At 45.5% G+C, this 24,678-nt stretch carries 20 protein-coding genes; 17 read left to right on the top strand and 3 right to left on the bottom strand.

Going from position 1 to position 24,678, the window contains the following annotated elements; all coding sequences use genetic code 11:
• The first annotated feature begins 151 nt into the window (after positions 1-151).
• The 9 genes from pdhA (at position 152) to CHH60_RS00650 (ending at position 12,124) form a co-directional block, all read left to right on the top strand.
• Positions 152-1,219, top strand: a complete 1,068-nt coding sequence (gene pdhA, locus CHH60_RS00610) for a pyruvate dehydrogenase (acetyl-transferring) E1 component subunit alpha (RefSeq protein WP_095286477.1) — start codon at positions 152-154, stop codon at positions 1,217-1,219.
• A 105-nt stretch (positions 1,220-1,324) separates the two neighbouring features.
• Complete coding sequence (locus CHH60_RS00615; protein ID WP_095286478.1) at positions 1,325-2,302, top strand: alpha-ketoacid dehydrogenase subunit beta; 978 nt, start codon at positions 1,325-1,327, stop codon at positions 2,300-2,302.
• A 176-nt stretch (positions 2,303-2,478) separates the two neighbouring features.
• Positions 2,479-3,798: a dihydrolipoamide acetyltransferase family protein gene (locus tag CHH60_RS00620; RefSeq protein WP_095286479.1), complete on the top strand. Its 1,320-nt coding sequence runs from the start codon at positions 2,479-2,481 to the stop codon at positions 3,796-3,798.
• Between the two features lie 3 nt (positions 3,799-3,801).
• A complete protein-coding gene (gene lpdA / locus CHH60_RS00625; RefSeq protein ID WP_095286480.1) occupies positions 3,802-5,217 on the top strand; it encodes a dihydrolipoyl dehydrogenase in 1,416 nt (471 codons plus the stop codon).
• Between the two features lie 275 nt (positions 5,218-5,492).
• Positions 5,493-6,287, top strand: coding sequence for a thymidylate synthase (gene thyA / locus CHH60_RS00630; RefSeq protein ID WP_095357398.1), 795 nt, complete (start codon positions 5,493-5,495; stop codon positions 6,285-6,287).
• Between the two features lie 27 nt (positions 6,288-6,314).
• Positions 6,315-6,803, top strand: a complete 489-nt coding sequence (locus CHH60_RS00635; protein ID WP_095357399.1) for a dihydrofolate reductase — start codon at positions 6,315-6,317, stop codon at positions 6,801-6,803.
• A gap of 636 nt (positions 6,804-7,439) precedes the next feature.
• Positions 7,440-8,927: a glutamate synthase subunit beta gene (locus tag CHH60_RS00640; protein ID WP_095357400.1), complete on the top strand. Its 1,488-nt coding sequence runs from the start codon at positions 7,440-7,442 to the stop codon at positions 8,925-8,927.
• A gap of 249 nt (positions 8,928-9,176) precedes the next feature.
• Positions 9,177-9,668 carry a ferric iron uptake transcriptional regulator gene (gene fur / locus CHH60_RS00645; protein WP_275439924.1) on the top strand — a complete coding sequence of 164 codons (492 nt, stop codon included), beginning with the start codon at positions 9,177-9,179 and terminating at the stop codon, positions 9,666-9,668.
• Between the two features lie 125 nt (positions 9,669-9,793).
• The gene (locus CHH60_RS00650) at positions 9,794-12,124 is read left to right on the top strand and encodes a type IA DNA topoisomerase (protein ID WP_095357401.1); all 2,331 of its coding nucleotides are present in this window, start codon (positions 9,794-9,796) and stop codon (positions 12,122-12,124) included.
• Between the two features lie 56 nt (positions 12,125-12,180).
• On the opposite strand, the gene CHH60_RS00655 is transcribed toward CHH60_RS00650, so the two are convergent.
• Both CHH60_RS00655 and CHH60_RS00660 read right to left on the bottom strand, forming a co-directional pair.
• On the bottom strand, positions 12,181-12,945 hold the full coding sequence (locus CHH60_RS00655; protein ID WP_095357402.1) for an HAD family hydrolase: 765 nt from the start codon (positions 12,943-12,945) through the stop codon (positions 12,181-12,183).
• Positions 12,946-12,990: 45 nt separating this feature from the next.
• Positions 12,991-13,911: an ArsR/SmtB family transcription factor gene (locus CHH60_RS00660; protein WP_095357403.1), complete on the bottom strand. Its 921-nt coding sequence runs from the start codon at positions 13,909-13,911 to the stop codon at positions 12,991-12,993.
• 30 nt (positions 13,912-13,941) lie between these two features.
• On the opposite strand from CHH60_RS00660, the gene CHH60_RS30035 reads away from it, so the two are divergent.
• The 6 genes from CHH60_RS30035 (at position 13,942) to CHH60_RS00685 (ending at position 19,656) form a co-directional block, all read left to right on the top strand.
• Positions 13,942-14,118 (top strand): hypothetical protein, encoded by a 177-nt coding sequence (locus CHH60_RS30035; protein WP_217989964.1) that lies wholly within the window; start codon positions 13,942-13,944, stop codon positions 14,116-14,118.
• Entirely contained in the window at positions 14,115-15,314 is a 1,200-nt protein-coding gene (locus CHH60_RS00665; protein ID WP_095357404.1) for an MFS transporter, read from the top strand. Before CHH60_RS30035 ends, CHH60_RS00665 begins: the two co-directional genes overlap by 4 nt.
• An 84-nt stretch (positions 15,315-15,398) precedes the next feature.
• On the top strand, positions 15,399-16,124 hold the full coding sequence (locus tag CHH60_RS00670; protein ID WP_095286488.1) for a phosphonate ABC transporter ATP-binding protein: 726 nt from the start codon (positions 15,399-15,401) through the stop codon (positions 16,122-16,124).
• A 16-nt stretch (positions 16,125-16,140) separates the two neighbouring features.
• Positions 16,141-17,463 carry a hypothetical protein gene (locus tag CHH60_RS00675; RefSeq protein ID WP_146239907.1) on the top strand — a complete coding sequence of 441 codons (1,323 nt, stop codon included), beginning with the start codon at positions 16,141-16,143 and terminating at the stop codon, positions 17,461-17,463.
• A complete protein-coding gene (locus tag CHH60_RS00680) occupies positions 17,456-18,154 on the top strand; it encodes a response regulator transcription factor (RefSeq protein ID WP_095286490.1) in 699 nt (232 codons plus the stop codon). Before CHH60_RS00675 ends, CHH60_RS00680 begins: the two co-directional genes overlap by 8 nt.
• On the top strand, positions 18,151-19,656 hold the full coding sequence (locus CHH60_RS00685; RefSeq protein ID WP_255247755.1) for a sensor histidine kinase: 1,506 nt from the start codon (positions 18,151-18,153) through the stop codon (positions 19,654-19,656). The genes CHH60_RS00680 and CHH60_RS00685 overlap by 4 nt, the downstream gene beginning before the upstream one ends.
• Before the next feature lie 72 nt (positions 19,657-19,728).
• Here CHH60_RS00685 and CHH60_RS00690 read toward each other — a convergent pair whose 3' ends face one another.
• The gene (locus CHH60_RS00690; protein WP_095357406.1) at positions 19,729-20,955 is read right to left on the bottom strand and encodes a glucose-1-phosphate adenylyltransferase; all 1,227 of its coding nucleotides are present in this window, start codon (positions 20,953-20,955) and stop codon (positions 19,729-19,731) included.
• Between the two features lie 196 nt (positions 20,956-21,151).
• Between CHH60_RS00690 and glgB the strand changes: the two genes are divergently transcribed.
• On the top strand, positions 21,152-23,158 hold the full coding sequence (gene glgB, locus CHH60_RS00695) for a 1,4-alpha-glucan branching protein GlgB (RefSeq protein WP_095357407.1): 2,007 nt from the start codon (positions 21,152-21,154) through the stop codon (positions 23,156-23,158).
• Positions 23,155-24,597 carry a glycogen synthase GlgA gene (gene glgA / locus CHH60_RS00700; protein WP_095357408.1) on the top strand — a complete coding sequence of 481 codons (1,443 nt, stop codon included), beginning with the start codon at positions 23,155-23,157 and terminating at the stop codon, positions 24,595-24,597. Before glgB ends, glgA begins: the two co-directional genes overlap by 4 nt.
• Positions 24,598-24,678: the final 81 nt, after the last annotated feature.

Consider the following 24,678-nt stretch of genomic DNA (forward strand, 5'->3'; position numbering starts at 1 on the left):
ATACCAATATTAAGCCCCTGTTATACATACAATCCGGTAGGAAACATAAAAAAATTACGGATATCTTTGACGTATGCAGTGAAACAGGTGTATAATAATATTATAACAGCGGAACTTGATATTCAAATTTTTTGTTGAGGTGAAGAAAAAAATGAGCAAGGTTCCTTATGAAGTGTATACGGAGGATGTAGAAGCTCTGTCCGTGCTGTCTCCTGACGGCGAAATTGTAAACAAAGACATGATGCCTAAACTTTCCGACGATCAATTAAAAGAAATTATGTATCGCATGGTATTTACCCGTACTTGGGATGACCGTGCAGTAAACCTGGGCCGTCAAGGTCGTCTTGGTTTCTATGCTCCAGTATCTGGACAAGAAGCAACAATGGTTGGTAGTGAGTTTGCACTTGAGAAAGAAGACTTTATTGCTCCAGGCTATCGCGATATTCCGCAACTCGTGTGGCACGGGCTTCCTCTTTATCAAGCATTCTTGTACTCCCGTGGACACCAACATGGTGGACAAATTCCTGATGGCGTTAACGTATTGATGCCACAAATCATCATTGGTGCACAAATTCTGCACGCAATGGGTATTGCTATGGGTTATAAATTGAAGAAACAAAAGCAAGTTGTTATTACGTACACAGGTGATGGCGGTTCTTCTGAAGGTGACTTCTATGAAGGTCTGAACTACGCTGGTGTATACAAACTGCCAGTTATCTTCTTCGTGCAAAACAATGGTTATGCCATCACAACTCCTTTTGCTAAACAAACAGCAGCTCTGTCCATCGCTCACAAAGCGGTAGCAGCAGGTATCAAAGGTGTTAAAGTTGACGGTATGGACATCTTCGCTGTTATCAAAGCGGTTCAGGAAGCTGCTGAACGTGGACGTAACGGAGAAGGCGCTACATTGATTGAAGCGGTAACTTATCGTTTCCGTCCTCACTCCCTTTCTGACGATGCTTCCAAATATCGTACAAAAGAAGAAGAGGCGGAGTGGAGCGAAAAAGATCCAATCGCACGTTTCGCTAAGTATTTGGAGAAAAAAGGTCTTTGGACTGAAGAAGATACAGCTCGTGTGAAAGAAGAAGCAAAAGCTAAAGTAAATGAAGAGATCAAAAAAGCGGAAAAAACCGAGAAAATGACGATTTCAGGCTTGATCGACAGCATGTTCGAACAAACGCCTAAGCACTTGGAAGAGCAAAAAGCTGATTTCCAATAAGTTTTTTCCGATAAAGCATAAACATCCGGCGCCGGCTCTGGTGTCTCGGTATACATGTATGAATTCAAATGTGAACTGTCAATGTTTAAGGAGGAAATGAAGCAAATGGCACAATTGAACATGAAAGAAGCAATCCGTGATGCGCTTCGCGTTGAGTTGAAACGTGATCCTAACGTTCTGCTTTTCGGTGAAGACGTAGGTAATGTAGGCGGTGTTTTCCGTGTAACGGAAGGTCTGCAAAAAGAGTTTGGCGAAGAGCGTGTATTTGATACTCCGCTGGCTGAGTCCGCTATTGGTGGTTTGGCTGTAGGTTTGGGTATTCAAGGCTTCCGTCCGGTAGCTGAAATCCAATTCGTAGGTTTCATCTTCGAAGCACTTGACCAAATGGTAGTGCAAGCTGCTCGTATGCGTTTCCGCTCCGGTGGAAAATACAATTCTCCAATCGTATTCCGTACACCATTCGGTGGCGGTGTAAAAGCGGCAGAATTGCATACAGATTCTCTGGAAGGTTTGCTCACGCAAACTCCGGGTATTAAAGTAGTAGTTCCTTCTAACCCTTACGATGCAAAAGGTCTGATGATCGCTTCCATCCGCGACAATGATCCTGTATTCTTCATGGAGCACTTGAACCTGTACCACGCTTTCCGTGCAGAAGTGCCTGAAGAAGACTACGTTGTTGAACTGGGTAAAGCAAACGTTGTTCGTGAAGGTTCCGACGTTACGATCATTACTTACGGTATGATGGTTCATACTTCTGTTAAAGCAGCTGAAGAGCTTGAAAAACAAGGAATCAAAGTTGAAGTAATCGACCTTCGTACGATCAGCCCGATCGACATCGATACCGTTGTTGCTTCCATTAAGAAAACAAATCGTGCAATTGTTGTACAAGAAGCTCAAAAGAGCGCAGGTGTTGCGGCTGAAGTCATTGCCCAAATCAATGAAAAAGCAATTCTTCACCTGGAAGCTCCGGTTCTGCGTGTAGCTGGTCCGGACACTGTATATCCATTCGCACAAATTGAAGATACATGGCTGCCTAACCCAGCACGTATTGTTGCTGCGGTTAACAAAGTCGTAAATTTCTAATTTGATCATCTGACATGCCGCAAGGCGCAGTATGGTGATTCACATCGCAGCACAGGCTGCACTGTAAACAGCCATTAGCCCCTTGATTGACAGTTATTTGCATTAGCAGTAACAGTTAGTTCTTGGAGCTAAGGGTTGTTTTCAGGATTGAGCACATAATCAAGGAGGTTTTTCAGTTGGCTAAATTTGAATACAAATTCCCTGAACTAGGCGAAGGCCTTCACGAAGGCGAAATCATCAAGATGCACATCAAAGTCGGGGACAAAGTAACTGACGACGATATCATCATGGAAGTACAAAACGACAAAGCGGTAGTAGAAGTACCTTGTCCGGTTAACGGAACAGTTACTGAAGTATTCGCTAAAGACGGTCAAATCTGTCACGTTGGTGAAGTTGTTGCTGTTATCGATGCAGAAGGCGAACTGCCTGAGCAAGACGACGCTCCTGCTGGCGACCAAGGTGCACAAGAGAAAGACGCAGCTCAAGGCGGAGCTGACACTAGCGGTTCTTCTGCAGCAGCTTCCAGCTCGGATGCAGCTCAAGAAGGCGGCAACAACAGCGTTCCGGCAGTACCTGCCAAAGACGTTCTGGCAACACCAAGCGTACGCAAATTTGCTCGTGAGCAAGGTGTAGACATCGCTCAGGTTAACGGCACTGGCAACAACGGTAAAGTAACTAAAGAAGATGTTGAATCCTTCAAAAATGGTGGCGGCCAATCCGCAGCAGCTTCCGCAGCTCCTGCTCAAGAAGAGAAAAAATCCGCAGCACCAGCAGCGGCAGCAGCTGACCAACGCCTTGAAGAAGAGCGCGTACCATTCAAAGGTATCCGTAAAGCTATCTCCAATGCTATGGTTAAATCGGCTTACACTGCACCTCACGTTACAATCATGGACGAAGTGGACGTAACTGAGTTGGTTGCTTTCCGTACTCGTATGAAACCAATCGCAGAGAAAAAAGGAACGAAAGTTACTTATCTGCCGTTCATCGTTAAAGCATTGGTTGCAGCTTCCCGTCAATTCCCTGCTCTGAACGCAATGATTGATGAAGAAGCTAACGAAATTGTTTACAAAAAATACTACAACATCGGTATCGCAACAGATACAGACAACGGCTTGATCGTTCCTGTTATCAAAGATGCTGATCGCAAATCCATCTGGATGATCGCTGATTCCATTCGTGATCTGGCAGCTCGTGGCCGTGATGGCAAATTGAGCGCTAACGAAATGAAAGGAAGCACAATCTCCATCAGTAACATCGGTTCTGCTGGCGGTATGTTCTTCACTCCGATCATCAACTTCCCTGAAGTTGCAATTCTCGGAACTGGACGAATCAGCGAAAAAGCGGTTATCAAAGACGGCGAAGTTGTTGCAGCTCCTGTAATGGCTCTTTCCTTGAGCTTTGACCACCGTATCATCGATGGCGCAACAGCACAAAACTTTATGAACTACATTAAACAGCTGCTCGCTAACCCTGAGCTGCTCGTTATGGAGGTGTAAGATATGGTAGTAGGCGACGCTTCTCTCAATATCGACACATTAGTAATTGGTGCGGGTCCTGGCGGCTATGTAGCTGCCATCCGCGCTGCTCAACTGGGCCAAAGCGTATTGATTGTAGACAAATCCGAGCTTGGTGGCGTTTGTTTGAACCGTGGATGTATCCCATCCAAAGCTCTGATCTCTGCTGCACACCAATATGAAAATGCACTTCACGGTGAAGCATTCGGTATTTCTGCTGAAAACGTAAAAGTGGACTTCGGCAAAACTCAAGAATTCAAAAACGGCGTTGTTAAGAAAATGACTGGCGGCGTAGCTGGTTTGCTTAAAGGCAACAAAGTTGAAGTTTTCAACGGTGAGTGCATGTTCATTAACGAAAACGAAGCGCGTGTATTCAACGATCACGAATCTCCGCGTTACAAATTCAAAAATGCAATCATTGCAACAGGTTCCCGTCCAATCGAACTGAAACCTTTCCCATTTGGCGGACGCATTCTGTCTTCGACAGAAGCATTGAACCTGCCTGAAGTACCGAAAAGCCTGATCGTTATCGGTGGCGGTTATATCGGTGCAGAGCTTGGTCAAATGTACTCCAAATTCGGTGCTAAAGTAACGATCATCGAAGGTTTGGATACTGTACTTCCAGGATTCGATAAAGACATGACTAGCCTTGTGGCTAAAAACATGAAGAAAACAGGCATCGAAATCGTAACGGGTGCAAAAGCTGAAAGTGCTGAGCAAACGGATAAAGATGTAACTGTTAAATATTCCGTAAATGGTGAGTCCAAAGAAGTAACTGCAGACTACCTGCTCGTTACTGTTGGACGTCGTCCAAACACAGACGGTGAGCTTGGTTTGGACCTGATCGGTGTTGACGTAGACGAGCGTGGATTCGTTAAAGTTGACCACCAAGGCCGCACTAGCATCCCGCACATCTTCGCAATCGGTGATATCGTATCCGGTTTGGCACTTGCCCACAAAGCTTCTTATGAAGGTAAAGTGGCTGCTGAAGCGATCGCAGGACAACCGTCAGTCGTTGACTACAAATGTATGCCAGCTGTTGTATTCACAGATCCAGAGTGCTCCAGCGTAGGTTACACTGAAAAAGAAGCCAAAGAAAAAGGCTACAAAGTAAAAGCAGGTAAGTTCCCTTATGCGGGTAACGGCCGTGCGGTATCTTTGAACCATGCTGAAGGCTTCGTGAAAATCGTAGCTGACGAAGAAAGCGGCCTTGTACTGGGTTGCCAAATCGTTGGTCTGGAAGCTTCCAACCTGATTGCTGAGCTTGGTCTTGCAATCGAAATGGGTGCTACTCTGGAAGATCTGGCTCTGACTATTCACGCTCACCCAACACTGGGCGAAATCGTGATGGAAGCTGCGGAACTGGTTATGGGTCACCCGATCCACATCATTTCCCGCTAATATCGTCTAAGCTTCGGACTCGTCCGGCATCATACGTAAATCAAGAGGTGAATAGCGCTAACGCGTTATTTGCCTCTTTTTTGTGAATGCAGATGGCTTCCGTAGAGCTACATCATGCACTTTGTGCTGTACAACATGGGCAAAATTGAATGTGTTTTCAACTCTTTTTCCATCGTGCACAGTGTGATAAACTGTTAAGATGATCAGACATGATGAAACTCAGATCAATCTGTAACTGAGTGGCAACATATATAGAGATGCGAGGGGATATCAACTTGAAAAACTATCTCGATTTATTACAAGATATATTGGATAACGGTATTCATAAAGGGGATCGTACCGGAACGGGTACACAATCCGTGTTTGGCAGACAGCTTCGTTATAACCTGTCCGAAGGCTTTCCGCTTGTAACTACGAAGCGAATCCATCTTAAATCCGTCATTCATGAGCTATTATGGTTCTTGAGTGGGGATACGAATATTGCCTATCTGAAAGAAAACGGAGTGAAGATCTGGGACGATTGGGCAGACGAGAATGGCGATCTAGGCCCGGTTTACGGTTCACAGTGGAGAACATGGGAAGCTCCAAACGGGGAGAAAATTGATCAGATTTCAGCAGTTATCGATTCAATTAAAAATAACCCGGATTCACGCCGCCATCTGGTAAGTGCATGGAACGTGGCAGAGATTAACAACATGAAGCTTCCACCCTGTCATTTTGCGTTTCAATTTTATGTGGCGGAGGGTAAACTATCCTGTATGCTTACGATGCGCTCTGTGGATACGTTCCTGGGGTTGCCATTTAATATTGCCAGCTACGCGTTACTGACACATATGATTGCCCAGCAGTGTGACCTTGAAGTGGGAGATTTCATCTGGTCGGGTGGCGATGTGCACATCTATTCCAATCATGTGGAGCAAGTGAAAACACAGCTTGAGCGTGAGCCTTTCGCACTGCCTAAGTTGATTATTAAACGTAAGCCGGATTCGATTTTTGATTATAAGTTTGAGGATTTTGAGTTTGAGAACTATCAGCATCATCCGGGTATTAAGGCTCCAATTGCGGTATAAGCAGACTCGAAGAAGGAGTGTAGCATTTTGAGTATTGAACTTGTGTGGGCTATGGGTGAAAATGGTGTTATTGGCTTGAACAATTCGATTCCATGGCGTTTGCCCAAAGATATGGCTTTTTTTAAGCGTCGTACGTTAAACAAAACGATTTTAATGGGCCGCAATACGTGGGAATCCTTTGGAGGTAAGCCGCTTCCGCAGCGCCGGAATATTGTAGTCACCAGAGATCTGAACTACAAGGTAGAGCAGGCAGAAGTGGTGCATTCCATTGAAGAAGGTTTGGAGGCTACCAAAGGAGAGGAACTATGTGTAATCGGTGGCTCACAGGTATACCGTGAGTTCCTTCCGCTGGCGGACCGGTTGGTGGTTACCAAGATCCATGAGGAATTTGAGGGAGATACCTTTTTCCCGGATGTGGATTGGTCCGAATGGGAGCTGAAGGAGCAGATTGAGGGCGAGCGAGATGAGAAAAATGTGTACGCCTATACGTTTGAGTTTTATGAACGCAAACGCTGAAGCTAACCTGTAAAATGATATTTCATTTGAAATTTACATGTGTGAAATGCAAAAATACAAAAGGCGCTGATTGACGAAATATTCGTGAACAGCGTCTTTTTTAATTTATTTTAAAAATGTAGGATGCCCGCAGCCATTTTTTGTGGTTTACACGAATATAACATTTGTAACCAAGAGAAATTGGGGCTCGAAAATAAGATTTTCAACATAACTAGTAAAAAAGTATAAAAGTTGTGGGCTTTTACCGTTGTAAAGCCCTAAATTCGAGCGAATATTCGGAATTGGGAGGTATATAGGGCTGACTTGCTTGATTTTAATGGCAAATTAGCTCACATTTACATGACGTTCTTTTTGTTTTTCGACATAATAAACGTTAGATCAGACTTTTGATCATCATTTTCAGCTCCAAAATAAGGGTATTGACCACAGCTAAACCTGACGATATGATGTATAAAATACAAATAATTATGCGGATAATCCATTTAATATTCAGTTGTCGAAATGCTACTATAATTGAAATATCTTTGAGAAGTTTTTGTGATACAATAGACAAAAAACTCAGCATGAGTAATCCATTTCATATAGAACCATGCCAATGAAAGGATTAAGACGAGAACGGATGGGGGAAAACGTAAGATGTCTACACCTACTGGATTTATGGAATACAAACGGCAGCTGCCTGCGGACAGGGAGCCGGCTGAGCGGATTAAGGATTGGGAAGAGTTTCATAAACATATGGCTGAAGAAGAGCTCAGAACACAAGGTGCACGATGCATGGATTGTGGTACCCCGTATTGCCATACAGGTATAGATATGATTGGCGGAACGTCGGGCTGTCCTGTGCATAACCTGATTCCGGAATGGAATAATCTTGTATATCGTGGATTGTGGAGAGAAGCGCTTGATCGTCTGCACAAAACAAATAATTTTCCTGAGTTTACAGGTCGTGTCTGTCCAGCTCCATGTGAAGGATCTTGTACCGTTGGCCTGATCGGCCAGCCGGTTACCATCAAAACGATTGAAGAAGCTATTATCGAAAAAGGATTTGAAGAAGGCTGGGTGGTTCCCCAACCTCCGGAGAAACGCACAGGTAAACGCGTAGCGGTCGTTGGTTCTGGCCCTGCAGGTCTTGCGACGGCAGCTCAATTGAACAAAGCAGGTCATACGGTAACCGTATATGAGCGTTCGGACCGTGTCGGCGGTTTGCTGATGTATGGTATTCCTACAATGAAACTGGACAAAAAAGTGGTGCAGCGTCGTGTGGATCTGCTTGAAGCGGAAGGCGTTCAGTTCGTGACAAACACCGAGATTGGCAAGGATATTCCTGCTCAGCAATTGGTGGACGAGTATGATGCAGTCGTGTTGTGTGGTGGTGCTACGAAGCCGCGGGAGTTCAATATTGAAGGAAGCGACTTGAAAGGCGTACATTACGCGATGGACTTCCTGAATGGCAGTATCAAAAGCTACCTGGATTCCAACCTGGAAGACGGAAACTACATTTCTGCACAAGATAAAGACGTTATCGTTATTGGTGGCGGAGATACCGGTTCGGACTGTGTGGCTACATCGCTCCGTCACGGTTGTCGTACCGTAACCCAATTTGGTACACATACCCAAGCACCAATGGAACGTGATCGCATTAACAACCCTTGGCCGCAATTTCCTAATGTTTATACATTGGACTATGCACAAGAGGAAGCCAAAGCGTTGTTCGGGCAGGATCCGCGTGAATTCTCCATCATGACAACCAAATTTGTTGGAGATGAAGAGGGCAACCTCAAAGAACTGCACACGATTCAAATCGAGCGTATTGTCGATGAAACAGGTCGTAAGATCTACCAGCCAATCCCTGGAACAGAGCGCGTTTTCCCTGCACAAATGGCAATGATCGCGATCGGGTTTGATGGTCCAGAGCAAACGCTGGTTGAACAGCTGGGACTTGCAACGGATCGTCGTACCAATGTTAAAGCTCGCTACGGCAAATACAATACCAATGTGGATAAAGTATTTGCTGCAGGTGACATGCGTCGCGGACAAAGTCTGGTTGTATGGGCTATCAATGAAGGACGCGAAGCCGCTCGTGAGGTAGACAAATACCTGATGGGTGCCACCGTTCTTGCTTAACTTGAAATAAGCAATAATTTCATACATTATATCGGAACAAAAGATGTGATACAAAAAACAGCTCTCGCTTATAGTGGGAGTTGTTTTTTTATTTCATAACTCTATTGCGTAGCAAATAATTTGAGCTAGTGTGCGGTATAGCATTGCTTTTTAAGTCGTAAAGATTTATTATTAGATTATAATAATTATAAATAAGACTACAAATGACCTTGTTAAATAGAGAATTTAAATCCGGAGGTGCGACCAGCTATGGCAAGAAACCGGGAGAAGTCCATTTCAGAACAAATATTTGACATTAAAAAGCAATTGGTAGACAAAGGATATAAATTGACACAACAACGTGAAGTGACGGTACGTGTGCTGCTTGAACATGAAAAGGATCATTTCAGTGCTGAGGAAGTGTTTCTGCTGGTGAAGGAGCAGTTTCCTGAGATCGGCCTGGCAACTGTATATCGGACACTAGAGCTGCTAAGTGATCTTCAGGTTGTAGAGAAAATAAATTTTGGAGATGGTGCTGCACGCTTCGATCTGCGGAGCACAGATGGCTCACATCATCACCACCATTTGATCTGCACGGAGTGCGGAACTGTGGAAGAAATTATGGAAGATGGCTTGCTTCGTCTGGAGCAGCAGATTGAACGTCAATACGGATTTGCCGTGACGGATCATCGCCTTGACTTCCAGGGTGTATGCAGGGAATGTAGGGAAAAGCAGGCCGTAAATGAACAAGCTGCAGGCTAATTGTTCCACGGAGGATGCTCCCGGATTCAAAATCTGATATAATAGGTTTCAGAAGCAAGGGGCTTCCGTGGGCGGAAGGCCCCTTTTTGCCGTCATGCGGACGGTGAAGGAGGAGAGATGGACGGATGAAGACACTGGTTATAGCGGAAAAGCCTGATATGGGTCGAACCATTGCCGCCGTCATAGAACCAAGAGCCAAGAACAATCGCAGTTATCTTGAAGGTGAGCATTACATTATCACTTGGGCGATTGGTCATCTGCTCGGGCTTGCTGAACCGGATGCATATGATACGAAATACAAACGATGGAATATTGCGGATCTGCCCATTATTCCGGATCAGTTCAAAATCGTTCCGAATCCCAGGACAAAAGATCAGCTTAAGATTATTGGAGAACTTGCCAAACGAGCATCATCGATCGTAAATGCATGTGATGCCGGGCGAGAAGGCCAGTATATTTTTGCATTGATTCAACAGCAGCTGAAGCTGCGTCAGCCCGTTAAACGACTATGGATTTCGGACCTGACTGCAGAGAGCATTAAGCGTGGCTTTGACGGGCTTAAGGATGCATCAGAGTTCGAAAATCTGACTCATGCTGCTCGCGCCCGAAGTGAGGCCGATTGGCTGATTGGCATGAATGCTTCACGTGCCTTTACGACTCGGCATAACGCCCTGTTATCTGTGGGACGTGTACAGACACCGGTTCTTGCGTTGATCTATGATCGGGAAATGGAGATTGAGGCATTTCAATCACAAACATTTTATGAAGTCGCCGCCTGGTTCCGTCAGGAGGGTGTAGAGTACAGAGGCTTACGCCAAGGAGACAAGCTCACGGATGCGGAGGCTGCTGAAGCGATAGCGAGCAGTGTGAAGGGCAAAACCGGACATATTACCAAGTATGAGGCGAAGCAAACGAAGGAGTATCCGTACAGACTATATGATCTGACTCTGCTGCAGCGTGAAGCCAATGCCAAGTATGGGTATGGAGCGAAGAAGACACTGGATATTGCACAGGCCTTGTACGAGAAACACAAGGTTATTTCCTATCCGCGGACGAATTCCAATTATGTTACGGAACAGAATATTGAGGGTATGCACAAAACATTAAACCTGCTTAAGAATGGGCCCTATAGTGAGCTGGCTATTGGTGCAAAACCTGAATTGGTTCATAAAAATAACAAGGGAGTCTGCAATCCTTCCAAGGTTGAGGATCACCATGCCATTTTACCTACGTTAAAAAGGCCAGGTACATTATCGAAGGATGAGCAGAACATCTACGACCTGATCGTCAGACGGTTTTTGTCTCATTTCTATCCGCCTGCAGAGTATAAACAGCATACCGTACTTACTGAAGTGGAGCAGCATCAGTTCAAAACTTCTGTGAAGGAACTGCTGTCACTCGGGTGGAAAGTCGTTCTTCCTTCTACAGATCAAGAGCAGAATGGCTCGGGAAAGAAAAAAACGAAGAAGAACAATAATGAGGAAGAAGAATCCGAAGAATGGACGGATAAGTCGTTCTCTGTGCAGCCAGAACTTCCAGTGCAGTGTAGCAAGAGCGAGTTCAAGGAGAAAGCAACCCAACCTCCCAAAAGTTATACGGAGGGAACTTTGCTGAAAGCGATGGAAAGTGCGGGTAAACAGATCGAAAACGAAGAACTGCGTGATGCCATGAAGGACAGCGGTCTGGGCACGCCAGCAACACGAGCTGCAACCATCGAGCGGCTCAAAAATGTTGGTTATATCACGATGCAGGGGAAAAAGATGCAGTTGACGCTGAAAGGGCGAACAGCGATTGAATTGATCCGCCGAGCCGGAGTGGATTTGTTAACCTCCCCGGAGATGACTGGGCAATGGGAGAGAAGATTGTATCAGATCTCCAAAGGGGAAGCCGGTCAGGATAAGTTTATGGAGAACGTTAAGAAGTTCACCATGTCCATTATTGATAAGGTGCGTGTACAAGCCCCTGCACCTGCGGATGCATTTGGTGAAGATTCACGTGGGGGACGTGGCAAAGGCAAGGGAGCAAAATCCTCAAAATCAGGAACGAAAACAACAGCGAGAACAGCAGCATCAGCTCCGAAATCATCACGGCAGTCTTCAGGATCTGTCTCCAAATCGAGTAACACAGCAGTCTCAGTAGTAAAAGCTGCATCAGCGAGCTCGGCAAATGCCGGTGTTCGTGAACCCTTGGCATCTTGTCCCTCGCCGGGATGCACCGGTCAGATTATAGAGGGGAAAAAAGGCTATGGGTGTACGCGATTTAAGGAAGGCTGTGGGTTTGTCATCTGGAAAGAGTACGTTGGCAAAAAAATAACCAGTACAATGTTAAAGTCTTTGATCGAGAAGGGAAGCACTCAGGTGCTGTCTTTCAAACGTAAGGACGGGAGTACGGTTAAGGCCCGGATCATCCTGCAGGATCAATCTTCGGGCAAGCTGTCAGCTGAAAGGCAGGAGTAGTAAGGTTGTTCAAAAAAATGAAGCAATCACAGATTTGATGTGAACAAAAAGGACCCTTAACCAAGGGTCCTTTTTTGCTGCTGCTGCTGAATATTCTCATGAATGACCTGAGGCACCTCTTCGAGAGCGGTGATGGTGTACATCGAAGTCTCCGGATTGGGCTGAAGTTCAACAATGTTATACTGCCATTCATTTGGTTGTTTAATATATATACTATGGATTCCAGCCGTGACTGCTGGCAAAATATCCGTGCGTAATGAGTTTCCGATCATCCATGTTGTCTTGCGGTCGAAAGGGCCGGAAGATAAAATGCCTTCGAGAGCTTCGACGTTCTTATGCTGCCTTATATAGATACGGTCATCGAAATAAGCAGATAACTTCATCTGATCAATTTTCCGTTGTTGAATCACCGTTTCGCCTCCAGTATACAGATAGAGGGCATGTCCGGCTGATTGCAGACTTTCCAGTGTCTCAACCATGTGAGGGTATGGTTCAACCTCCCGATCATATACACTCATGCCAAGCTTCGTGAGGAACGTTTCTTCTTCAGTGGAAGTGGCTCTTGCATATTTCTGAGAGAAAAAGCGATACGTATCAATAAGAGACTGTGGAAAATGGTGACTGGCAAATCCGACCTGGTTCACACCGGTCACGTCAATCTCCAGTTGTTTGTCACGAATGTCCTGGACGGTTAATGCATGATTGTCAAACCACTCCTGCATATTCTCGAAGAACTCACCGAGGACTAAGTTAAAATATTTGTTGCAATAGACGAGCGTATCGTCCAGATCGAAAATGATGTGCTGTTTAATCGTGTTCATTTCAAAATCACTCCTTGCAGCCGGCAACTCCAGTTACATCCTCATTTATATGCGTATATAGGATTCTAGGAACATGTTCAATTCAGACACGCCATCCGGCCGGATACTGTATTTCTCTTTGCGGTTACTGCCGAGCAGATGGGTACGCAGCAAACCTGCGACACGCAGCGCCATAACCTGATCTTTAACCATGTCTTCATCTTTGTTCAATTCTTCACACATCTCCGCAAGCGACTTCGGCTCATCGGATACGTAACGAAGCAAGCGAAGCCGTTCGGGATCAGCCAAAGCATGTGTAAAGCGCAGCAGACAGGTTGGCGGCTGATCTTCATTCTCTTCAGGAGTATCCACCGGGTATTGCATAATCATCATGCCTTCGTAGAAGCAGTAGATATTGATTGGACGGTTATGTACTGTGGGGAATAGAATCACTTCATCTAATCCGGGCATTGGTTCCACAATAACACCTGCTGTAGCATATTCGATAAGCAGTTCAGGTCCCATTTTCTCCAAAAGAATTCGCTTCTCCTGAGCGTCCTCTTCCAGCCAGGTACGATAATCGTCACTTATATTCTGGCAGTAATGCTGGTCCCAGAGACGAAGAAGCGGCACGTAACTGTCCCGAATACGACTTGTTTCTTCTATTGTAATACTCGGCAGAAGAGGAGATACTCGTGCAAACAATTCCTCTGAAGGCAGACTCGCAAGCATATTGAGAAAGTCCTGATTCTCTGAAGAGCAGGTCCGGTAGGCAGCCCATGCGAACAAAACATCAAAATCATCAAAAGGCCAAGTCGACGCAGGTGCAAGAGCAGCACGTACGTTGGAACTTAGTTTGCCTTCCACTTCAAGAATCCATTCGGGTCCAACATCCAAATGTTGAATCCATTTTTTCGTGACATATACAAGAAAACTGTTGAGCATTTCATATATCGGTGAAACATCAATCTTGACATGATAAGTCATAACGATGCAGAATCCTCCCGTCACATCTAAATGTACGCAGCGACTTATGTACTATTATGGCTTGTTTTGCAGGGCGTTGTCCACTATAATGTTCAAGTCCGGGGCAAATGCACCGGTGAAGCAGCGCTTTATCATACGAATATGAATAACATGCGAAAAGTCGTCAGCGATGGCGATTTTTCTTTTGGTTGTCCGCAGGAGGAATGAAATTCGTGTCATCCATTAATGTCGCAAAATCATCACATTCTACATCCAACTATCTTATCCTTATCATCGTTATAGTTGTAGCAGGGATTAGTCAAGGATTATTGCTTCCTGTACTATCCATTTTCCTGGAGCAAAAAGGGGTATCACCAGGGTTGAATGGCCTCAATGCAGCAGCGCTGTATGTAGGTTCTTTTGCAATGACACTGGTCGCTGAACGGCTGCTCGGAGCAGTTGGTTTTAAAAAGCTGATTGTCGGCGGCCTGCTGTTTGTTATGTTTCCCCTGATTCTTTTTCCGTATTTACCGGATATTAAAATATGGTTTATTCTTCGTCTCGTCGTTGGTATAGGCGATAGTGCATTACATTATGCTGCTCAGCTTTGGGTTCTTCTCGTGACGGCACCCGAAAAAAGAGGGCGTTACATATCCCTATATGGCATGTCCTACGGACTTGGCTTCAGTATCGGGCCTTTGGGCATCAAGCTGCTCGGATTTGGCGAGGCAGTGCCGTTCTGGGTTCTTTTCGTTTGTATGGGGGCCGTGCTCCTGCTTGTATTACTGAAGCTTCCTGATACCAAACCGGAAAAAGCAGAGCATGGTCAGCTCCCGGAACGCCGCTTCCGACGCAGCTGGGCATGGGCATGGTATGCGTTAATACCAGCGCTTCTCTATGGTTATATGGAAGCCGGGATGAACAGCAACTTCCCGGTATACGGATTGCGGATCGGCTTAGATGCCAGTCAGATCTCATCTTTACTGCCGTTTGTGGGAATTGGAGGATTGTTCCTGCAGCTACCTCTGGGTATCCTCAGTGACCGCTTTGGACGCAAAAAAGTGTTAATGTCTGCTGGTATTGCAGGTGGGGTTATGTTCATGCTGGTACCTGTGGCCGGAACTCACTTCTGGTGGACATTGGTATTACTAACCGTAGCAGGTGGGCTGGTAGGGTCGTTTTTCTCGCTTGGACTTGCCTATGCAGCAGATATTTTACCAAAGGCACTTCTTCCAGCAGCGAACGTCGTGGCCTCGTTCCATTTTACGATAGGCAGTATTCTGGGGCCGAACTTGGGTGGTCAGATGATCAATTGGATCTCACCCGGAAGCATGTTTATCCTGCTTGGTTGTTTATATTTGCTTTTTGGTGCCGCAGGTGTCCTGTTCCAGCATAAACCTAGTTCTCATTCTGTGTTAAAATAGAAGCTGGTGTTCGCATGGAAATTGATGTCCATTTCCGAGTACACTATATAGTAGGGAAAAACATGGACAAGAGGAGACATCGCGATGATCAGAGTTGAGAATTTGAGTAAATCCGTTGGAGCGGACCGTGTTCCGGTTCTACGGGATATACGATTTGATATGCAACAAGGTGAAATGATCGCAGTAGTCGGTTCAAGCGGCAGTGGAAAAAGCATGCTGCTCAAGTGCCTGGCCATGATGGAGAAATGGGATGGCGGCCGATTTACGGTTGACGGTGTCGAAATTTTGAAAGAAGGCTGGTCCGGCAAACGGAAAATTAAGCGTGAATGGGCATACTTGGAACAGAATCCTCAGCTCTATCCTAGAAAGTCAGCACTCAAAAACGTATTGATTGGTCGGTCTGGTCAGACGCCTTGGTGGAGAATGGTGACTGGAATGGTCCGTTCCGATGATTATATGGGTGCCATGGATTATCTTGAAGGACTCGGACTTTTGGATAAAGCTCATCAAACCGCAGAAAAGTTAAGCGGTGGTGAGAAGCAGCGTGTAGCGATTGCCCGTGCACTCGCTCATGGGGCCAAAGTCATTCTTGCGGATGAACCAGTAATTGGGCTTGACCCACATACTGCCGATACAGTTCTCGAGACGCTGCGGAAACTGTGTGAAGAAGAACGGGCAACGGTTATTGCCGTTTTACCAATCGAGATGGCGGAGAAACATGCAACTCGCATCTGGGGTCTTGCAGAAGGCAAGATTGCCTTTGATATACGTGGACGTAGACTGACACAGAAGGAAAAAAACATGATTTAAACTATTGAAATGAGTGATGAAATTGCTTAACTCAAGATGGGGGCGCCTGTTAGCGTGCGGAGCAGTGACGGTGGTGCTTGGCTCCGTTCTTAGCGGATGTACGGTCATAAGCGACCCCAAGGGCTTGATGAAGAAACCCATGCTGTCCACGGACAAAGAAAAATTGTTTTACGTTGTTCAGAAGGAGCAGCCGCCAGAGAGCAATCTGATTCGCCCCAAAGACATGAACAACACCAGCATGATCCGTGTTGAAGATCTCGACGGGGACGGAACGCGCGAAGCTATCGTATTTTACGAAACACCCAATGAGAATGTGCGTATCCATGGCATGCTCCTGGAGGAACAGGGAGATACGTGGGTTAAGAAACTGACGTTTGACGTGCCGGGAAGTGAATTGCAATCCTTTAAAGTGTTGGATATCACGAACGATGGAAACCCGGATATCATACTCGGTGTGAGTCTGCAGGACCAAAAAGCACTGACGGCGTATTCATATAATGGCGGTGCACTTGAGCAGGTATTGGGTGGAGTCCCTTATAATCAGTATATTATTGATGATCTGCAAGGTAATACACTGGACATGAATGGGGATGGAAAAAGCGATTTTGCCATTGTAGCCCTAAATAACAGTGGGTTTGCAAGTGTAGCGTTGTATCAGTATGACGAAGGCAGCTTTAAGGAAGTTGATCGGCTGCAGACCGATTATACCGTTAAAGAGATCTACAATGCGCTTGGAGGAGAAATCGCCAAGGATAAGATGGGTATTGTGCTGGACACAGAGCTGGATGACCGCAGTTCTTTCTCACAACTGATCTATGTGAAGGATAACAAACTGGTGAATGCCTTCAAATCACCTGATCAAACCTATAGAGATGACAAAATTTTAAGCGGTGATTTCAACAATGATGGTATTATTGAGTTTGGACTAAAGGAAACGCCAAAGGGCTGGGAACATTACGTGTTTGACTCCCGCATGTGGTTTTATACCTTTTATCAATGGGATGGCAAGGATGGAAAAGAATTTGTTTCGTTCCAGTATCGTGATGATGCCAATCTGTTCCATTTAAATCTAAAGCCGGAGTGGTACGGGAAGATTACCATTGACACCAAATCGGAAAAAGAAAAATATATTCGATTTAAAATGATTGATACGGATGAAACCGTGGGTGAAATTAAATATTTCACGCTTTCTCAGTGGGAACAGGAAAAAGGAAAGAGATGGAAGGAAATTACCCGAACAAACGACCGGGTGATTGCTTCACGTAATGCGCAGGATAGTAATGATGGATTACTTGATAATATGTCTCAGCTGAACAGAAAGGGAGAACTAAATGAGTAAAGTACTTATTCTTGAGGATGAAGAATCCATCCGCAGTTTTATCGTTATCAATTTGAAGAGAAACGGGTTCGAAGTGCTTGAAGCAGGAGATGGGCATGAAGCACTTCGCATCTTGCAAACTGTACCAGATATTGACCTGGCTCTTCTTGATGTCATGGTACCTGGAATTGACGGTTTTGAAGTTTGTCGTCGCATCCGTGAAACCAATGAACGTTTGGGCATCATTTTCTTGACGGCCAAGGTTCAGGAACAGGACAAGGTATATGCTCTTTCTGTTGGAGCTGACGATCATGTAAGCAAACCATTCAGCCCGACCGAACTGATCGCACGAATCCAATCCTTGCTGCGCAGAGTAAATGTGCATCGGGAGACTGCAGCTAAGGTCACATTCCAATCAGGGCCGTTTTCTCTTGATTTGATCTCCAAACAATTTAAAAAACAAAATGAATTGATTGAATTGACTCCAACGGAATTTTCACTTATTCAATTCTTCCTGGAAAAAGAGAATACACCCCTTAGCCGTGATTTGCTCCTGGATCATGTATGGGGCAAGGAATATATGGGAGATCCCAAAATTGTGGATGTGAACATTCGCCGCTTACGCCAGAAAATCGAGAATAATCCTTCCGAACCTGAATACCTGCAGACTGTATGGGGTCACGGTTATAAATGGAAGGGCCGGGAGCAATGATTAAAAAAGGCATCACCAGGCAGATCGTACTACATTATTTTTTTGTAGTTCTGCTTGCTCTGTTATTGGTGGAATTTATTTTTATGCTTGCGGTGCAGCGGTATTATTACGAGAGTATCTACAATACCATCAGCTCTCATATTTCCATGTCAAAAGACTTTTTGGAGCCCATCGCCCGCGAGGATAATGCGGATAATGGTAATCTGTCGAAGTTACTCTCGAACCTGGAACTATCCAGCACAGAGCTCGAAATTCTTGATCTCAACGGACGAGTTCTTGCCAGCTCTGCGGCCTTCGAGTCTGACCGGGCCGTAATGCAGACAAGTGATATCATGCAGGCCATAAATGGTAATACGGGACGGTGGGTAGGCAGACAACCGGGCACCGGAGAGCAAGTCATGGCCGTTTCGCACAAACTTGATCTGGGTGGGGAGAATACGTACATTGTAAGATATCTGACCTCACTTGAAAATGTGAACTCGAAGCTGCTTGTCATGGGATTGCTTGCCGTTGCCGTCGGGATTGCCGTTATGGCCATTGTCCTGATTATCAGCATTGGTATGGCGAACTCCATCGTCCGTCCCATTAACAATATTACCGCGGTATCTGCCCAGATGGCGAGAGGACGTCTGGATGTCAGAGTCAAAGGGAACTATAAGCACGAACTTGGTGAACTGGCATCCACACTGAATTTTATGGCCCATGAGATTGTTCGCAGTAACCAGATCAAGGATGATTTTATCTCATCCATTTCCCATGAGCTCAGAACACCACTGACCAGTATCAAAGGCTGGAGTGAAACGCTGGATTCAGGCGGATATGATCCGGATGAGACACGTATTGGCATGAGCATTATCTCGAAAGAAACAGAACGCTTGATCGGGCTTGTCGAAGAGATGCTGGATTTCTCCAAACTGCAGCAAAATCAGATGAAGCTGGTCAAAGGCACGGTCAGCATTCGCGAGATTGTGCAGGAAACGATGTTAAACGTTTGGGCCAAAGCGGAACAAAAACAAATACATTTGAAGCTGGACACGGATGAGACTCGAGCTTTTAACGTGCATGGTGATGGAAATCGGTTGAAACAGGTATTCCTGAACATCGTGGATAATGCAATTAAATTCTCACACGAAAATTCGTGGATTTACTTGTCGGTAAAAGAAGAGGACGGGAAGATTATAGCGGCTGTGCAGGACACCGGAATCGGAATTAGCGAGGAGCATCTCATCAAAGTACGTGATCGATTCTTCCAGGTCAATCACCAGAATGGTGGAACAGGATTGGGGCTTGCCATTACGCAAGAACTCGTGGAGCTGCATGAAGGAACGATTAGGATACAAAGTGAACTTGGATCGGGTACAACCGTCACGATAGAACTGCCTGCTTTGCCGGAAGAAGAGATCGTAACTGAGCATCAGGTTAATGAACTCACTTCAGAACCGCAACAAGAGAGCGGGCCACAACATATTAATCCGGATTCGGGTACAGGCAAAAGCGAATAAACCGATTACAATGGACAAATTCTAAATGCACCAAAAAAGGCGAGCCGTCAACGGCTTGCCTTTTTTGGTATATTATGAAGAGAGTTCGCCAGCGCGCAAGCGACCGGTTTTCTCATACACTTCTTTTAGAATACGTGCAGGCTGAGTGCGGACTGCCGGTTTGGCAGATACAACCTCATTCGGGCCTACAACGACAATTTCATCAGCAGTGCCTTTGACAATGGCACCGTCCTTGATAATAGCACCTTCACCAATAATGGCACGTTCGATATGAACACCTCTACCTATACGGGCATTTGGCATAACAACACTGTCTTTGACTTCAGAGCCTTTTCCTACTTCAACACCGCAGAAGATAACAGAGCGCTCTGCACGACCTTCAATGGCGCATGACTCATGAACCATGGAGGACGCATGCTCAGCACGGGAATGACGAGCTTTGTGAGCACTTAATTTGGTTTTCCAGTCACGAGTGAACATCGGCCAGTGTTCTTTGTGCAGGCTCCAGTTTTCTTCGTTATGCAGCAGATCCATGTGTGCATCCCACAAGCTTTTTACAGTACCAACATCTTTCCAGTAACCATCGAAGTTATACACGAAAAGTGAGTTGTTTTCATTAAGCATTTGAGGGATTACGTCTTTACCAAAGTCGTGGCTGGAATTCGGGTTAGCCGCATCCAGCAGAAGATGGCGTTTCAGATACTCCCAATTAAACATGTAAATACCCATGGAAGCCAGGTTACTTTTTGGTTCAGCGGGCTTTTCTGCAAATTCGGTCACACGCATATTTTCATCCGCAGCCATAATTCCGAAGCGATGTGCTTCATCCCAAGGAACTTCCATGACCGAAATGGTCGCAACTGCTTCATTCGCTTTGTGGGATTCCAGCATGTCACGATAATTCATGTGATAAATGTGATCTCCCGACAAAATTAGAACATTTTCGGGGTTTTGTTGGTCAATATAGTCGATATTTTTATAAATGGCATCCGCCGTTCCCAAGTATTCGTCATTTCCTGTATGATAAGATGGAAGCAGGGAGATTCCTGCCTCTTCCGAATTCCCATGTCCCCATGGTTCTCCTCCACCAATGTGATCGTGTAAAGATTCAGCTTGGTACTGCGTTAATACTCCAACCGTATCGATTCCTGAGTTTACGCAGTTGCTGAGAGGAAAATCGATAATCCGGTAGTGCCCGCCAAACGGTACAGCGGGTTTAGCAATACTTGAGGTCAATGGGGCTAATCTTTTCCCCTCTCCTCCCGCCAACAGCATAGCGATGCAATCTTTATTAAACATAATCGTTTCCCTCCCAAGATATTTGTCCAGTGTAGTACTTACATAAACGCAAAGTGGAGCTGTTGAAACGATGTATACTGTAAAATTCCTGTAAAATTACAACATTTTTTTAAACACGTCATTTTTCTTTTCAACTTGGCTAGAATGGGGTAATGGTTAACGTTATATCTATTTTCTAGGGGAAGAAGGTGATCTCTTGGCCATTCAACCATTGGCAGATCCGGCCATTTCGCCGGAGGATATCTATTTGTTTCATGAAGGAAACCTTCATCACAGTTATCGAATATTAGGCGCACAACCTGCGACTGAGGATCATCGTCAGGGGTATCGCTTCACTGTCTGGGCTCCAAATGCCAAAGAAGTAGGGCTGGCTTTTGACTGCAATGATTGGAAAGGTGAACAGGCACCTTTATATAAGATACCCGATTCTGGATTTTGGACTCGTTTTTTTCCGGAAATCAGTGAAGGAACATTATACAAATTCCGTATTTTAACGGAAGACGGAACAGAACTGCTAAAAGCTGACCCGTATGCATTTCACGCCGAAGTTAGGCCTCGGACTGCTTCCATGACAAGTTCCATCCAGGGTTACAAATGGAACGATGGTGCATGGAGACGGAAACAGAGGGCTGTATATAACAAGCCTTTACATATTTATGAAATGCACATCGGAACATGGAAGCGCAAGGAAGACGGCTCTTTATACAGTTATAGAGAGATCGCGGATCTGCTCGTTCCTTACTTATTAGAAATGAAATACACTCATGTGGAGATGATGCCGCTGAGTGAACACCCTTATGACCTTTCCTGGGGATATCAGAGTACGGGTTTCTTCGCCCCGACAAGCCGTTTTGGAGGTCCTAAGGATTTAATGTATTTAGTGGATACACTACATCAGGCTGGAATAGGTGTACTGCTTGATTGGGTGCCTGCACACTTTGCCAAGGACGCCCATGGTCTGCGTTTGTTTGATGGCACACCGCTGTTCGAATATGCAGATCCATTACTGGCAGAGAAACCAGGGTGGGGCACACTAAGTTTTGATTATTCGAAACCGGAAGTTCGTTCATTCCTAATCTCCAATGCTCTGTATTGGATGGAAATGTATCATTTTGATGGTCTGCGTGTAGACGCGGTTACCAGCATGTTAAGGCTTGATTTTGAAAAGCATTCTGGCCAATTTCGTCCCAATGCAGACGGGGGCTTGGAAAATAAAGAAGCTGTTGCCTTCTTGCAGCAACTCAATGAAACGATTTTCAAGTATTATCCTTATGCGCTGATGATGGCTGAAGAGTCCAGTGCATGGCCGATGGTCACATCTCCTGTGGACATAGGCGGACTGGGATTCAATTATAAATGGAACATGGGTTGGATGAACGATACGCTGGATTATATGAAAACCGATTTCCACGATCGTCCGTCGAAGCATCATTTGCTGACATTTCCTGTGGTTTACTCCTTTTCTGAAAATTATGTGCTGCCTCTGTCGCATGACGAAGTTGTACATGGCAAAAAGTCCTTGCTGGACAAGATGCCTGGATCGTACGAACAAAAGTTTGATGGCATGCGAGCTTTCTTGGGTTACTTCATGACTTTCCCAGGCAAGAAGCTGCTCTTTATGGGCGGAGAATTTGGCCAGTTTATTGAATGGAAAGATGAGGATGAACTGGATTGGTTCTTGCTGGATTATGACAGTCACCGCAAACTCCACAAGTTTGAACGTGACCTGTCTGAGCTGTACCTGAGCGAAAAAGCTTTGTGGGAGCTTGATCATTCCCTGGACGGATATGAATGGATCACTCCGGATGATCATGGCCAAAGTGTCATTTCATATGTACGCAAAGGAAAAAAACCTGCGGATACACTCCTTGTGCTTGTTAACTTCCAGCCGGTCAAGCGGGAGCGTTACCGGATTGGTGTCATGCGTCCCGGTATGTATGCCGAAGTTCTGAACAGTGATCATCCCGATTACGGGGGATCAGGTATATTGAATGATATGCACATAGCTACCGAAAAGATTCCTTTTCATGGTCATCCCCACAGTCTGGAGATTGTTTTGCCTCCGCTAAGCGTGGTTATTCTAAAAAAGAATACACGTCGGAAAACGGATGAGACAGCAATTGAAGTCGCTTCTGTCAGACCAAAAGCACTCAAAAATACAAATAAGACCACTGCCAAATCAAAAAGGGGGAAAAAGGTGTGAAACTTTTATTCGCTGCTGCCGAGGGTCATCCATTTATCAAAACGGGTGGACTCGCCGACGTTATTGGAGCTTTGCCTCAAGCCTTGAAAAAGGCTGGGGCAGATGTTCGTGTTATTTTACCCAAATATAAAGGGATTCCTGACGAATATAAAGAGGCCATGAAGCCGGTTATCGTGACTGATGTTCCACTCGGCTGGCGCAGGCAATACTGCGGCATTGAGATGCTCGTCCATGACGGAATTCCGATTTATTTTGTCGATAACGAATATTACTTTGGCCGTGACGGTGTCTACGGGTATATGGATGACGGGGAGAGATTTGCTTTCTTCAATCGCGCGGTACTCGAGGTATTGCCGCTGCTGGACTTCAAGCCGGATGTGCTTCATAGTCATGACTGGCATGCGGGAATGATTCCGCTGCTGCTGCAGGCACATTACGCACATGAGCCATTCTATAGTGAGATACGTACCGTATTCACCATACATAATCTGTTGTATCAAGGTGTATTCCCGCATTCGTTATTCAGCGATCTGCTTGAACTGGACGACCGATATTTCACCATGGATGGCGCAGAATATTATGGTAATGTCAATTTTCTAAAATCAGGTATTGTCTATTCGGACCATGTAACAACAGTAAGCCCCACCTACGCACAGGAAGTGAAAACTTCCTATTATGGCTATGGCCTGGACGGTTTGCTTAGCTCGCTTGGCGAACGTTTTACCGGAATTGTGAATGGTATTGATACCAAGAGTTACAACCCGGCGACTGACAACAAAATCCCGGTCAAGTACAGAACAAGTTTATCCAAGAAAACGGAGAACAAGATTGAGCTGCAGAAGGAGCTTGGGCTGCCTGTCCGTCCAGATGTACCATTAATGGTAATGGTTACCCGTCTTGTTGACTCTAAAGGACTTGATCTCGTTTGCCGCATATTGGATGAACTGTTGTACTACGACGATATCCAGTTTGCCGTATTGGGAACAGGGGATCCTGCCTACGAGCATTGGTTCCGGGAGGCGTCCTATCGTTATCCACTGAAAATGTCAGCCCAAATTAAGTTCAACGATGGTTTATCCCGTCGTTTCTATGCAGGAAGTGATATATTTCTCATGCCGTCCAAGTTTGAACCGTGTGGCATAAGTCAGCTGTTAGCACTCCGGTATGGCAGTGTGCCACTTGTCCGTGAAACGGGTGGTCTTAACGATACCGTGCAGGCATACAATGAGTTCAACGGTGAAGGGAACGGCTTCTCGTTTACCAGCTTTAACGCACATGACATGATGAATACCATCCGTCGTGCAGTGAAGTTGTATCGCGAGCCCGACCACTGGAAGAAGATTGTGAAAAATGGCATGAACGGGGATTACAGCTGGGATGTTTCGGCTGATGAATACATGGACATTTATCGTAGCATTACTGTTGAGAATACAAAATAATGATTAAACCACGGAGCCGCAGTATACGTACTGTGGCTTTTTTTGGAGAATAAATCTGGAGCCATGTTGGAATGCCCTGTT

It is taken from the genome of Paenibacillus sp. 7523-1, from assembly GCF_002276415.1.
GTDB lineage: Bacteria > Bacillota > Bacilli > Paenibacillales > Paenibacillaceae > Paenibacillus > Paenibacillus illinoisensis_A.

Coding starts and splice junctions, on each gene's coding strand:
- pdhA (WP_095286477.1), top strand. CDS start 152: ATGAGCAAGGTTCCTTATGAAGTGTATACGGAGGATGTAGAAGCTCTG.
- CHH60_RS00615 (WP_095286478.1), top strand. CDS start 1,325: ATGGCACAATTGAACATGAAAGAAGCAATCCGTGATGCGCTTCGCGTT.
- lpdA (WP_095286480.1), top strand. CDS start 3,802: ATGGTAGTAGGCGACGCTTCTCTCAATATCGACACATTAGTAATTGGT.
- CHH60_RS00640 (WP_095357400.1), top strand. CDS start 7,440: ATGTCTACACCTACTGGATTTATGGAATACAAACGGCAGCTGCCTGCG.
- fur (WP_275439924.1), top strand. CDS start 9,177: ATGGCAAGAAACCGGGAGAAGTCCATTTCAGAACAAATATTTGACATT.
- CHH60_RS00650 (WP_095357401.1), top strand. CDS start 9,794: ATGAAGACACTGGTTATAGCGGAAAAGCCTGATATGGGTCGAACCATT.
- CHH60_RS00655 (WP_095357402.1), bottom strand. CDS start 12,945: ATGAACACGATTAAACAGCACATCATTTTCGATCTGGACGATACGCTC.
- CHH60_RS00660 (WP_095357403.1), bottom strand. CDS start 13,911: ATGACTTATCATGTCAAGATTGATGTTTCACCGATATATGAAATGCTC.
- CHH60_RS30035 (WP_217989964.1), top strand. CDS start 13,942: ATGTACGCAGCGACTTATGTACTATTATGGCTTGTTTTGCAGGGCGTT.
- CHH60_RS00665 (WP_095357404.1), top strand. CDS start 14,115: ATGAAATTCGTGTCATCCATTAATGTCGCAAAATCATCACATTCTACA.
- CHH60_RS00670 (WP_095286488.1), top strand. CDS start 15,399: ATGATCAGAGTTGAGAATTTGAGTAAATCCGTTGGAGCGGACCGTGTT.
- CHH60_RS00675 (WP_146239907.1), top strand. CDS start 16,141: ATGAAATTGCTTAACTCAAGATGGGGGCGCCTGTTAGCGTGCGGAGCA.
- CHH60_RS00680 (WP_095286490.1), top strand. CDS start 17,456: ATGAGTAAAGTACTTATTCTTGAGGATGAAGAATCCATCCGCAGTTTT.
- CHH60_RS00685 (WP_255247755.1), top strand. CDS start 18,151: ATGATTAAAAAAGGCATCACCAGGCAGATCGTACTACATTATTTTTTT.
- CHH60_RS00690 (WP_095357406.1), bottom strand. CDS start 20,955: ATGTTTAATAAAGATTGCATCGCTATGCTGTTGGCGGGAGGAGAGGGG.